General features: G+C 63.9%; 11 protein-coding genes. 9 read left to right on the top strand and 2 right to left on the bottom strand.

The window, feature by feature from the left end; translation table 11 throughout:
• The first annotated feature begins 46 nt into the window (after positions 1–46).
• The 3 genes from GGR17_RS04465 (at position 47) to rpsD (ending at position 2,900) form a co-directional block, all read left to right on the top strand.
• Positions 47–958, top strand: a complete 912-nt coding sequence (locus GGR17_RS04465) for a lipid A-modifier LpxR family protein (RefSeq protein ID WP_037209255.1) — start codon at positions 47–49, stop codon at positions 956–958.
• 88 nt (positions 959–1,046) lie between these two features.
• Positions 1,047–2,117: a Hint domain-containing protein gene (locus tag GGR17_RS04460; protein ID WP_054537925.1), complete on the top strand. Its 1,071-nt coding sequence runs from the start codon at positions 1,047–1,049 to the stop codon at positions 2,115–2,117.
• 162 nt (positions 2,118–2,279) lie between these two features.
• Positions 2,280–2,900, top strand: a complete 621-nt coding sequence (rpsD, locus tag GGR17_RS04455) for a 30S ribosomal protein S4 (RefSeq protein WP_037209259.1) — start codon at positions 2,280–2,282, stop codon at positions 2,898–2,900.
• 74 nt (positions 2,901–2,974) lie between these two features.
• Here rpsD and GGR17_RS04450 read toward each other — a convergent pair whose 3' ends face one another.
• Both GGR17_RS04450 and GGR17_RS04445 read right to left on the bottom strand, forming a co-directional pair.
• A complete protein-coding gene (locus tag GGR17_RS04450; protein WP_037209260.1) occupies positions 2,975–3,211 on the bottom strand; it encodes a thioredoxin family protein in 237 nt (78 codons plus the stop codon).
• Between the two features lie 14 nt (positions 3,212–3,225).
• Positions 3,226–4,233 carry a permease gene (locus GGR17_RS04445; protein ID WP_054537926.1) on the bottom strand — a complete coding sequence of 336 codons (1,008 nt, stop codon included), beginning with the start codon at positions 4,231–4,233 and terminating at the stop codon, positions 3,226–3,228.
• Between the two features lie 185 nt (positions 4,234–4,418).
• Between GGR17_RS04445 and GGR17_RS04440 the strand changes: the two genes are divergently transcribed.
• The 6 genes from GGR17_RS04440 to cas3 all read left to right on the top strand — a co-directional run bounded on the left by GGR17_RS04440 (position 4,419) and on the right by cas3 (position 11,161).
• Positions 4,419–4,958 carry a TIGR00645 family protein gene (locus tag GGR17_RS04440; RefSeq protein ID WP_054537927.1) on the top strand — a complete coding sequence of 180 codons (540 nt, stop codon included), beginning with the start codon at positions 4,419–4,421 and terminating at the stop codon, positions 4,956–4,958.
• An 80-nt stretch (positions 4,959–5,038) separates the two neighbouring features.
• Positions 5,039–6,121 carry a histidinol-phosphate transaminase gene (gene hisC / locus GGR17_RS04435; protein ID WP_054537928.1) on the top strand — a complete coding sequence of 361 codons (1,083 nt, stop codon included), beginning with the start codon at positions 5,039–5,041 and terminating at the stop codon, positions 6,119–6,121.
• Positions 6,121–7,041 carry a prephenate/arogenate dehydrogenase family protein gene (locus GGR17_RS04430; RefSeq protein WP_054537929.1) on the top strand — a complete coding sequence of 307 codons (921 nt, stop codon included), beginning with the start codon at positions 6,121–6,123 and terminating at the stop codon, positions 7,039–7,041. Before hisC ends, GGR17_RS04430 begins: the two co-directional genes overlap by 1 nt.
• Positions 7,038–7,898: an extensin-like domain-containing protein gene (locus GGR17_RS04425; RefSeq protein ID WP_054537930.1), complete on the top strand. Its 861-nt coding sequence runs from the start codon at positions 7,038–7,040 to the stop codon at positions 7,896–7,898. Before GGR17_RS04430 ends, GGR17_RS04425 begins: the two co-directional genes overlap by 4 nt.
• Before the next feature lie 372 nt (positions 7,899–8,270).
• On the top strand, positions 8,271–8,693 hold the full coding sequence (locus GGR17_RS04420; RefSeq protein WP_082386498.1) for a hypothetical protein: 423 nt from the start codon (positions 8,271–8,273) through the stop codon (positions 8,691–8,693).
• Between the two features lie 14 nt (positions 8,694–8,707).
• Positions 8,708–11,161 (top strand): CRISPR-associated helicase Cas3', encoded by a 2,454-nt coding sequence (cas3, locus tag GGR17_RS04415; protein ID WP_162231803.1) that lies wholly within the window; start codon positions 8,708–8,710, stop codon positions 11,159–11,161.
• Positions 11,162–11,481 lie beyond the last annotated feature (320 nt).

Raw genomic sequence — 11,481 nt, 5'->3', positions numbered from 1 at the left:
GGTATTACGTCGGCCCACAGGCAGGAACATAACTTCGAGGTAAGGCATGAAATTCGTCATCCGGGCGGCGCTCGTCCTGGCGCTTTTTCCATTCAACGCAGGCGTGGCGCAAGAGCGGCAGACCCTCGGCTATGGCAGCATTTTCAGCAATGACCGCCTGGGCGACGGCAAAGACCGCTGGCGCTCGGGTTCCTACAGCTTCAGCAAGGTCACCGGCCGGAGCTGGGATGGCGTGCTTCCGAGTGCGATGGGCGAGATCCTGGAATACCGCCTGCGCGCCGAGATCTTCGCGCCGGAGTCGCTGACCAACCCCTCGCCGCAGGATCGGCGCTATGCCGGCGCGCTGAGCTTCGGGCTGCACACGCATTTCGGCCGTGGCGGCACCGAGATTTCCTATGGCGCCGATCTGGTGGTCACCGGGTCGCAAACCGGCATCGCGAGCTTTCAGGATACCATTCACGACTGGATCGATGAGCCTTCGCCCGATACGGCGGCGGACAACCAGATCGGCAACGCGATCTATCCCACGATCTCGATGCAGGCGGCGCGGCCGTTCCATATATCGCAACGCGCGCGGATGCGCCCCTTCATCGAGGCGCAGGCCGGGGTCGAGACTTTTCTGCGGATCGGCGGCGACCTCGTGATCGGCAATGTGGGCGCCGGCGAGCTTACGCTGCGCGATGTCACGACGGGGCATCTCTACGGCGCCACCTATGGCGGGAACGAGGGCGTCTCGATGGTGCTGGGGGCGGACACGGCACTGATGGTGGACAGCCGATACCTGCCGTCCCACGGAAACGTCGACATGAGCACGTCCCGCACGCGGCTGCGGGCCGGCATGCACTGGGAGGCCGCGCGTATCGGCATCTTCTATGGCCTGACATGGCTGAGCGAGGAATTCGACGAGCAATCCCAAGGCCAGACGCTGGGCACGCTGAACCTGCGCTACCGTTTCTGAGGGACCCGCCGAATCACCCTCTTCCAAACCTTAAGAATGCGTGCTAACCTGCCGGGTAATAATAATATACTGAGGCAGGCAATCAGGTATGAAAACGGGCTTTCGTGGCACGTTCGTCATTCCCTGGGCGCAAACAGAAGTTGACGGGGTGCTGGCGGCACCTGTCGGGGCATTGGCGGTCGGGTCGTCATGGCGCAGAACAGGCGCGGCGACGCGGCTCGATGGGCCGGCGGACCTTCTTCTTCTGGATGGCGCGGACGGGGAGGAGGACTCTCGCAGGCGCGCGGCGAAATCCGTGCACCGCCTTGTCGGCACGGCGTTGGACCCTGCCAGATCCATTCATCATGCGTCGGACGAACCGTTGCTTGATCGCGGCTTTGTGGTGACGGATGGCACGCACAGCTTTACCGCCACCGAAATCAGCCTGGGCGCCGGGCGCGCGCCGCTGCTGATGTTCATCAACGAATTGCCGCCGGCCGACACCGATCTGTGGATCGTGCGCCAGATCGCGGAGACGTCGCAGCCTACCCAGCATCTGGACAAATCCCAGGGTGTGATCTGTTTCGCCGAAGGCACGCTGATCGACACGCCCGAAGGCCCGCGCCCGGTGCAGGATCTGCATCCGGGCGACCTGCTTCACACGAAAGACGACGGCGCGCGGGAAATCCTGTGGACGGGCCGGCGCAGGATGTCGGGCGCGCGGCTTTACGCGATGCCGCATCTGCGCCCGGTGCGTATCCGGCACGGCGCGCTGGGAGAGGACAGGCCCGGGGGCGATCTGATCGTATCGCCACAGCACCGCCTGCTGATCAAGGGCCGTGCCGCCGAGGTTCTGTTCCAGACGCCCGAGGTTCTGGTGGCCGCCGAAGATCTGCTGAACGACAGGACGATCACCATCGACCACACGCTGCGCGAGGTCACCTATATTCATCTGATGCTGGAACGGCATCAGATCGTCTGGGCCAACGGGGTAGAGACCGAGAGCTTTCACCCCGCCAATACCTCGCTTGATGCGGTCAACCCCGATCAGCGCGCGCGGCTTCTGGGGCTGTTGCCCGCGCTGAAGCATGATCCGCACAGCTATGGCGCATTCGCCCGCCGGAACCTTTCCAATTCGGAGGCGGCGATTTTGCAGCATGAGGGCGGGCTGCGGCATTGACTCTGCGCGGACGGGCTGTATAAGCCCCCATTCCCGGCCGCCAAGGCCGGTCTATTCATTGGTGTTGGTGGCCCCCGCAAGGGGATGCCTGTCTCCCGTCAGGGAAAGGACAACGCCCTTCACGGGCGCCTCCGGGCGCCGCTCTAACGAAGGAGATCAGCCGTGACCAAACGCACGTCTGCCAAGTACAAACTCGATCGCCGGATGGGCGAAAACATCTGGGGTCGTCCGAAATCCCCGGTCAACCGTCGCGAATACGGCCCCGGCCAGCACGGCCAGCGTCGCAAGGGCAAGCTGTCGGACTTCGGCATCCAGCTGCGCGCCAAGCAAAAGCTCAAGGGCTATTACGGCGACCTGACCGAAAAGCAGTTCCGCCGCATCTATGGTGAAGCCGAGCGTGTCAAAGGTGACACCGGTGAAAACCTCATCGGTCTGCTCGAGCGCCGCCTGGACGCCGTTGTCTACCGCGCCAAGTTCGTGCCGACCGTCTTTGCCGCCCGCCAGTTCGTGAACCACGGCCACGTGACCGTGAACGGCCAGCGCGTGAACATCCCCTCCTACCGTGTGAAAGAGGGCGACGTGATCGAAGTGCGTGAGCGTTCCAAGCAGATGGCGCTGGTTCTGGAAGCGATCCAGCTGCCCGAGCGTGACGTGCCGGATTACCTGGAGGTCGACCATTCCAAGCTGACCGCCACCTTCACCCGCACCCCGTCACTCGGCGACGTGCCCTATCCGGTGATGATGGAGCCGAACCTGGTCGTGGAATTCTACGCGAAGAACTGATCTTCGCCGACCCCTGCAGAGAATTTGGAGAACCCGCCCCAGTGGCGGGTTTTCTTTTGCGCGGTGCCGGTGTCTTAACCGGCGGTCAGCAGTGCGCCGATCTGCGCCGGGTTCAGCACTTTGCCGGTGGAAACCACCTTTTCGTCGATGACCAGCGCCGGGGTGGACATCACGCCATATCCGGCGATGGCCGCCTGATCGGTAACCTTCACGATCTCGGGCGAAAGCCCCGCAGCCTCTGCCGCCGCTTTCGCGTTCTCGCCCAGTGCCGTGCATTTCTTGCAGCCGGTTCCCAGAATTTTGATGATCATTCCTTGTCTCCGTTTCAGATGAAAAGATGCTGGGCGCTGTTGAACGTATAGCCGATCACGATGATTCCCACGGTCACGATTGTGATGAACACGATCAGCAGCGGCAGTTTCACGACCCGTTTCAGCATGATCATCGACGGCAGCGACAGCGCCGTGACCGACATCATGAAGGCCAGCGCCGTGCCCAGCCCGACGCCCTTGGCCACCAGCGCCTCGGCGATCGGCAACGTGCCGAAGATGTCGGCATACATCGGAATCCCCGCCAGCGTCGCCACCAGCACCGACCACCACTGATCCTGCCCGAGCAGGGCAGAGATCAGATGTTCGGGGATCCAGTTGTGGATCGCCGCGCCGATACCCACCCCGATCAGCACATAAAGCCAGACGCGGCCGGCGATTTCGGCCACCTGCTCGCGGGCGAAGGACAGCCGCTCGCCCCGGCTGAGCGTCTCGTTGCCGTGGTCGATCACGGGGCTGTTATAGGCGAAGGCTTCCACCTGATCTTCCATGTTCAGCCGGCTGATCAGCGTGCCGCCGATCACTGCCAGAACCAGCCCGACCAGCACATAGGCGAGCGAGATCCACCAACTGAAGATGCTGGCCAGCAGAATGACAGAGGCCAGATCGACCAGCGGCGAGGAGATCAGGAAAGAGAAGGTCACCCCGAGCGGCAGCCCGGCGCTGGTGAAGCCGATGAAAAGCGGGATCGACGAGCAGGAGCAAAACGGCGTGATCGTGCCCAGCAGCGCAGCCAGGATATTGGCCCCCAGCCCGGTGTGCCGCCCCAGAATCCGCCGGGTCCGCTCTGGCGGGAAATAGCTCTGGACATAGGAGATGGTGAAGATCAGCACCGACAGCAGGATGAAGATCTTGATGACGTCATAGATGAAGAAGTGAACGCTGCCGCCGATGCGCCCCGTCACATCCAGGCCGAAGCCATCGCGCACCAGCAGCGTCACGAGATCCGAGAGCCACTGCATGCGCAGAAGCTGATCGTTCAGCCATATGAAAATCTCGCTCATCCGGGCCCTTTTCCCTGCCGCGCCGGGGCCTTGCCACGGGGGCCGCCAGCCTGTTCGCCTGTCCAAGTCCTAGCCGATTGTCGCGGCTGCGCGTTGATTCAGGTCATGCGATTGCCGCATTGCCGCATTGCGCCACGCCCGCCGATGCCCTATCCGCGCGTATCAGGCGAACAGGGGGCAGCGACATGGCCGACAAATCCGTTATCGAACGCAAATTCGAACAGGGGCTTTTCGCCTCGCGCTGGCTGATGGCGCCGATGTATCTGGGGCTGGTGGTCTCGCTGGCCATGCTGATGGTCGTGTTCCTGCGGGAACTGGCCTATTACGCGCCGCAGGTTCTGGTGATGAGCAGCGACAAGGCGATCCTTGCCATCCTGACGCTGATCGACCTGACGCTGGCGGCGAACCTTCTGGTGATCGTGCTGTTCTCGGGCTATGAAAACTTCGTCTCCAAGCTTGATATCGACGATGGCGGCGACCGGCCAAGCTGGATGGGCACGGTCGATTTCTCGGGGCTGAAGATGAAGCTCATCGCCTCGATCGTGGCGATTTCTGCCATTCATCTGCTGAAACGCTTCATGGAGATCGGGCAGGCGGATGCCGATGCAGCCTTCGGCGCGACCGAGCTGAAATGGCTGGTCGTCATCCATCTGACCTTCGTGATCTCGGGCGTGCTGATGGCCGCGATGGACTGGATGACGGCGCGCAGCGGCAAGAAATACTGACCATCCGCGCCGCACGGTTGTGTTTCCGTCTGGCCATGCCCCCGCAGCGGGGCTAGAAATCGGGCTAGCAGGAGAGAACCATGTCACAGATACGCCCCCAGCCCGGAATATTGGAGATTGCGCCTTATCAGGGCGGGCAATCCCATCTGGACGGCGTGGCGGAGGTCGTCAAGCTTTCCTCGAACGAGAACCCGTTCGGCCCGTCCGACAAGGCGAAGGAGGCCTTCGCGCGGACGGCCCATCAGCTGCACCGCTATCCGCCGACCGATCACGCCAAGCTGCGCCAGGCCATCGGCGACGTGCACGGGGTTGATCCGGGCCGCGTGATCTGTGGCGTCGGGTCGGACGAGATCATCACCTTCCTGTGCCAGGCCTATGCCGGCCCGGGGGACGAGGTGATCCACACCGAACACGGGTTTTCGATGTACCGCATCTCTACCCTTGCCGCCGGCGCCACCCCCGTGGAAGTGCCCGAGCGAGAGCGTGTGGTGGATGTGGATGCCATCCTCGACGCCTGCAACGAGCGTACCAGGCTGGTGTTCATCGCCAACCCGGCCAATCCCACCGGCACGATGGTCGGCGGGAACGAGGTCGCGCGCCTGGCCGACGGGCTGCCGCCGCAGGCGATCCTGGTGCTCGATGGCGCCTATGCCGAGTTCGTCGAAGGCTATGACGGCGGCGCGGCGCTGGTCGAGGCGCGGGACAACGTGGTGATGACGCGCACGTTTTCCAAGATCTACGGGCTGGGCGGGCTGCGCATCGGCTGGGGATATGGCCCGGCAGAGATCATCGATGTGCTGAACCGTGTGCGCGGGCCGTTCAACCTGAGCCAGACACAGCTTGAAACCGCCGAGGCCGCTGTGCGCGATGTTGACTATACCGAACGCTGCCGGGCCGATAACGCCCGTCTGCGGGCCTGGCTGGCCGAAGCGCTGGCCGAGGCCGGGGTGCCGTCCGACACATCGACCGCGAATTTCATTCTGGCGCGCTTCGCCTCGCCGGCAGAGGCCGAAGCCTGCGATGGATGGCTGAAATCGCAGGGCATCATCGTGCGCCGCGTCAACGGCTACAAGCTGCCGCACTGTCTGCGGATCACGGTGGGCGACGAGGCATCGTGCCGCCGGGTGGCCCATGCCGTCCGGGCGTTCAAGGGCCAGGCCTGATGAGCGTGATCTACGACCGTGTCGCCCTGATCGGCCTTGGACTGATCGCGGGATCGATGGCCCACGCCATGCGCCGCGGTGGCCTGGCGAAAGAGATCGTGGGCACCGCCCGTTCGGCCCAGACACGGCAGGTGGCGCAAGAGATCGGGCTGTGCGACCGGGTGGTGGAAACCGCCGCCGAGGCTGTGAAAGACGCCGATCTGGTGGTGCTGGCCGTGCCGGTGGGCGTGATGGGCGCTGTCGCCGAAGAGATCGGGCCGCATCTGAAACCGGGCGCGACCGTCACCGATGCCGGTTCGGTCAAGCGCGCGGTGATCGAGGCGGTGGCGCCGCATATCCCAGAGGGCGTGCATTTCATCCCCGGCCACCCGCTGGCCGGGACCGAGCATTCCGGCCCGCGCTCGGGCTTTGCCGAACTGTTCGACAACCGGTGGTGCCTGCTGGTGCCGGCCGAAGGCACGGATCCGCAGGCGATTGCCCGGCTGCGCCGCCTCTGGGAGGCGATGGGCGCCCATGTCGATGAGATGGACCCCGACCACCATGATCTGGTGCTGGCCGTCACCAGCCACGCGCCGCATCTGATCGCCTACACGATGGTCGGCGTGGCCGATGACCTGCGCAGGGTGACCGACAGCGAGGTCATCAAGTATTCCGCCGCCGGGTTTCGGGATTTCACCCGCATCGCGGCCTCCGACCCGACGATGTGGCGCGACGTGTTTCTGAACAACAAGGACGCGACGCTGGAAATCCTCGGCCGGTTCACCGAAGAGCTGTTCGCGCTGCAACGGGCGATCCGCACCGGGGATGGCGACCATCTGTTCGATTACTTCACCCGCACCCGCGCGATCCGTCGCGGCATCATCGAAGCGGGGCAGGATACGGACGCGCCGAATTTCGGGCGCGCCAAGACGGGATCATGAGGCGCGGCGCCGCCCTTGTCGCCATGCTGCTCGCCCTGCTGGCGGGCGAGGCCGCGCCCGCGGCGCCCGACCATTCGCCCCTGCCGCGCCCGCGCCCGGTTCTGATGCCGCGCCTGTTGCCGGTGTTCGCCCCGCCCGTCGATGCGGTGCGTCCTCGCCTGCGCCCTGCCGCCCGAACCGCTGCCCGAAGCGCGCCGGTTCGGATGTCCGGCGCCGCCAGCGCCTCCCTTGCCGGCATGCGCTCCCTGTGGCCCCGGCTGCGCCCGTCCGGGTTGGTCAGACCCGCCGCGGCCGCGGTGCGCGCACCCGCCGCGCCTGTCGCCACCTCCAGCGCGGGTGCGGTGTGTGGCGACCGGGGAATCATCGGCGTGCGACTGGCGCCGATCGAGGGGCGGCTGGCGGGCTGCGGCATCGATCGCCCGGTGCGGATCACGTCGGTCGACGGGGTGATGCTGAACCGGCCGGCGACCATGGATTGCGAAACCGCCAAGGCGCTGAAGAGCTGGGTGAAGAAGGGCGTGAAGCCGCATGTCAAACGGCTGGGCGGCGGTGTCGCCAAGCTTGAGGTGGCATCGGGCTATGCCTGCCGCACCCGCAACAATCAGCCAGGCGCGAAGGTTTCGGAACACGGCCGGGGCAAGGCCGTGGATATCTCTGCCATCACGCTGGCCAACGGGGCGACGCTCAATGTGCAAAGCGGCTGGGGCAAGGGCGCGGAAGGCGCGCTTCTGACACGGATGCACAAATCGGCCTGCGGCCCCTTTGGTACGGTTCTGGGCCCCGAATCAGACCATTTCCACAAAGATCATTTCCACCTGGATACGGCAGATCACCGTTCCGGCCCCTATTGCCGCTAGGCGCACTGGCCGCAATGCGTCACTTGGACAGTATTGAGGCATGGGCTGGGCGGACAGAGAACGTCATGGCGCATTTGTCGGGCCGCACGCCGGTTGCTTTGCGAAGTATCTTCACCGATTGGCCTTGGTGTCGGCACCAATGGCCAAAGCCTCTCAAACGCCAGTCGCGCCGCCGTTCAGCGCAATCTGGCGTGGGTGGAGGCACACGGGCTCATCCGAGAAGTGACTGGTCACGGACGGTATCGAATGTGGTCTCTCGACAACTGAAGGTTGATCCTCCAGGTTTGCTAGATACGTTGAATGTGCCAGCATGACAAAAATTGTCATGCTGCTCTGGCATAGTCAGCGCAATCCGGGAATGAGTTTGTCTGAATGACCTTCTCAAAAGCTGCCAATCTGTTGCGCGTCGCTGACATGGCGACCTCGCGGTATGACCGAATCCGATTGCAGGACGTGACAGACGAATTCGGCTGTGAACACCGAACAGCACAGCGTATGGTGCACGCTTTTGAAGCGGTGTTTCCTCAGGTTAACGTCACTGGGCATCAACGGCTTGTGAAGGGGGTATCACTTGCGCTTCCGCGGCGGCCCGTTCGCCAGTTTCTTGTTCTGGGAATGAACGGCAACCGCTGGCCACACAGCCCTGGGTCGGATCCTTTCTTCACCGAGGCGGAGATTGCCCTGATCCGCCAGAAAACCGGTCTGCAACTTAATGGCCGCCGGGGGAAGCTCGCGCGTGGATTGGAACTCTTCCGCCGTCAACCGCCTGCCGCACCGGCAGGCCCGGACAGATGAGCCCGGAGTGACTGATGGCACTTTTGGATTGGCCAGGTAAGTCCGCACCCGAGGACGGAACCGAACATCCTGCACTTTATCACATGATTGACGTCGGGGCGGTCGCGGAGTGCCTTGTTGCGCGGCTCGACATTCCTGCCGGGCGCAAGGCTTTTTATTCACTGGCCGCAGCTTTGCACGATCTGGGCAAGATTAGCGACAGCTTCCGGGACATGCTGCGCGACGGAAAGCCGCAGACGGAGGGCCGGCATTGGGAGGTAACCGAGCTTTGGTTGCAAGATTTTGATGACGATCTTGCCACGCTTGCCGTGAATTCCCATGCCCGAAAAGCGCTTTATGCGGCGATTGCCGGTCACCATGGATGCCCGCCGAAGAAAGAGGATTTCTACAGGATGCGGGTGGCGGCGGGTCCAGGCGCGCCGGGTGATGCGCGGGACTGTCTGCGCCAGTTCATTGCACTGTGGCCCGAGGCACGTTTCGAAATGCCCTTGCAAGAAATCGTGGCGCAAAGCTGGTGGTTGCCGGGGTTGATCGCGACGGCCGACTGGATTGGATCGAACCCGGCATTCTTTCCGCCGGTCGCTGCCGGGCCGGATGCCCGGGCCTATCTTGATCTGGCGCGCGACAAGGCGGCGCAAGCGGTGCGGCGCGCGGGGCTCGATATTCCGCAAGTGTCGTCGTGTTCGATCATCCCGCAGACGTGGAGTTTGCGGCCCATGCAGCGGTCCGTCTGCGATGTGGACCTGCCCGACCACCCGATCCTTGCGCTGATCGAAGACGAGACCGGCTCTGGCAAGACCGAGGCGGCGCTGATCCTTGCGCAGCGGATGATGCGGGCGGGCAAGGGCCAGGGGCTTTACTTTGCCCTGCCGACGATGGCCACGGCCAATGCGATGTTCGACCGGGTCGCCGATCTGGTCGGCGGCCTTTTTGACGCGCCGCCAAGTGTTGCGCTGGCGCATGGGCGGGCGACGCTGTCGCACCGGTTTCGCGAGGTGATCCGGACAGAACCCGATCCGGTGCTGCCCTCGTGCACCACATGGCTTGCGGATGATCGACGGCGGGCGCTTTTGGCCAATGTCGGCGTGGGGACGATCGACCAGGCGCTGTTGTCCGGCTTGCCCGTACGCCACGCGATGCTGCGCCATTATGCGTTGAGCCAGAAGATCCTGATCGTGGATGAGGTTCATGAAATGGGCGATCCTTATATGGCAGGGCAGCTGTGCCAGCTTCTGCGGCTGCATCGGCGAATGGGCGGTTCGGCGATCCTGATGACGGCAACCCTGCCGGTGGCATTCCGGGAGATGCTCTGCGAGGCGTTTGGCGTTTCGCCGCCCACGAGCCGCGCCTATCCGGCGCTGAGCATCGCGGGGCATTCGCAGGTTACCGGCCTGACAACGGTAAGCAGGCGCGGTCCGGTTGCGGTCAAGCGCGTGCCGGACGTGGCATCCGTTCTCGACCTGCTGGATCGGGCCGTGACCGATGGGGCGGCGGCGCTTTGGGTGCGCAATGCGGTCGACGACGCGATCCAGGCGGCCACTGCCTTGCGCGAGCGAGGCATCGAAGCGGACCTGCTGCATGCGCGGTTCGCTCTGGCGGATCGAATGCGCCACGAGGCGCAGGCGCTGGCGACGTTTGGCAAGGGGCGGGGCGACAGGCCGGGGCGGGTGCTGGTGGCAACGCAGGTCGTCGAAAGTTCGCTGGACCTGGATTTTGATGTGATGGTCTCTGACCTGGCGCCGATACCGGCGCTGGTGCAAAGGGCAGGGCGGCTATGGCGGCATATGGACCGTCGGCCGCAAAATACGCGCCCTCGGCCGTCGCCGGTGCTGCATGTGCTGTCCCCGGACCCCGACCAGGTGGCGGATGACCTCTGGCTGCGCCAAGTGCTGGATCGCGGGGCGTTCACCTATCCGCTGGACCTGCAATGGCGGGCGGCGCGTGCCATTTTCAGCGCGGGTTCGATCGACGCGCCCGGCGGTCTGCGTGACCTGATCGAGGCGGGGCTGACAGATGGGGAATTGCCGCAGGTGCTGGATCAGGCGGAGCGCGACCGGGTCGGCAAGAGTTATGCCCAAAGCGATCTTGCGGAACAGAATCTGATCGATCTTGCCAGCCCATATCGCCGGATCAAAGGCTTTTCCGATGAGGCCGATTTTCCGACCCGGCTGGGACGCGAGCAGCGGGCCCTGGTCTTGGCGAGGATTACGGACAAGGGGCTGCTGCCGCTCGAAGGCGAGGTCTGGTCGGCCGAGACCCGTCAATACGCCGAGGTCAGCGCGGCGGCCTACAAGCTGGACCGGCTACCCCTGCCGGATCAGATGACCCCGGAGGTCAGTGCGGTAAAAGAAGGCTGGCCCGACTGGATGCAAACCCGCCTTGTCGTTTGCCCGCTTGGCGAGGCTGGCGCCATTTGTGAGGGCTTGTCTTACGACCGGGAAAGAGGTTTAGTTTTTGGCAGTTCCTGACTGTTCGGGATGGCCCGTCTGTGATGGGAGTCAGAGTAAGCTCCCCGCCCATGCGGGGATAAGGGGATAATAAGTCTGTAATTGGGGTTAGTATGAAAGGGGATTATTTTCTGTTGACAGGTCATTACCTGTGACCCGATACTAACGAAGAAAGGGCGGGAATCTCCTCTCACCCCTTCGCTACTTCTCTAATCCGGCTGTTGACGCAGCCGCGCAGTGAGGCGGAGGTTGCCAAGATGATCAAGATGCCTTCCTAGCCTTTCACTGCCGTTTCAGTATTGCTGGAGGGGCAACTGCGGGCACGATTTTTCGCCCTGATC

It is taken from the genome of Actibacterium naphthalenivorans (genome assembly GCF_014196965.1).
Classification (GTDB): Bacteria; Pseudomonadota; Alphaproteobacteria; order Rhodobacterales; family Rhodobacteraceae; genus Actibacterium_A; species Actibacterium_A naphthalenivorans.
This window is presented reverse-complemented; position numbering and strand designations above follow the sequence as displayed.

What these genes read in the sequence shown, in the direction of transcription:
- GGR17_RS04465 (WP_037209255.1), top strand. Translation starts at nt 47, where the DNA reads ATGAAATTCGTCATCCGGGCGGCGCTCGTCCTGGCGCTTTTTCCATTC.
- GGR17_RS04460 (WP_054537925.1), top strand. Translation starts at nt 1,047, where the DNA reads ATGAAAACGGGCTTTCGTGGCACGTTCGTCATTCCCTGGGCGCAAACA.
- GGR17_RS04450 (WP_037209260.1), bottom strand. Translation starts at nt 3,211, where the DNA reads ATGATCATCAAAATTCTGGGAACCGGCTGCAAGAAATGCACGGCACTG.
- GGR17_RS04445 (WP_054537926.1), bottom strand. Translation starts at nt 4,233, where the DNA reads ATGAGCGAGATTTTCATATGGCTGAACGATCAGCTTCTGCGCATGCAG.
- GGR17_RS04440 (WP_054537927.1), top strand. Translation starts at nt 4,419, where the DNA reads ATGGCCGACAAATCCGTTATCGAACGCAAATTCGAACAGGGGCTTTTC.
- hisC (WP_054537928.1), top strand. Translation starts at nt 5,039, where the DNA reads ATGTCACAGATACGCCCCCAGCCCGGAATATTGGAGATTGCGCCTTAT.
- GGR17_RS04430 (WP_054537929.1), top strand. Translation starts at nt 6,121, where the DNA reads ATGAGCGTGATCTACGACCGTGTCGCCCTGATCGGCCTTGGACTGATC.
- GGR17_RS04425 (WP_054537930.1), top strand. Translation starts at nt 7,038, where the DNA reads ATGAGGCGCGGCGCCGCCCTTGTCGCCATGCTGCTCGCCCTGCTGGCG.
- GGR17_RS04420 (WP_082386498.1), top strand. Translation starts at nt 8,271, where the DNA reads ATGACCTTCTCAAAAGCTGCCAATCTGTTGCGCGTCGCTGACATGGCG.
- cas3 (WP_162231803.1), top strand. Translation starts at nt 8,708, where the DNA reads ATGGCACTTTTGGATTGGCCAGGTAAGTCCGCACCCGAGGACGGAACC.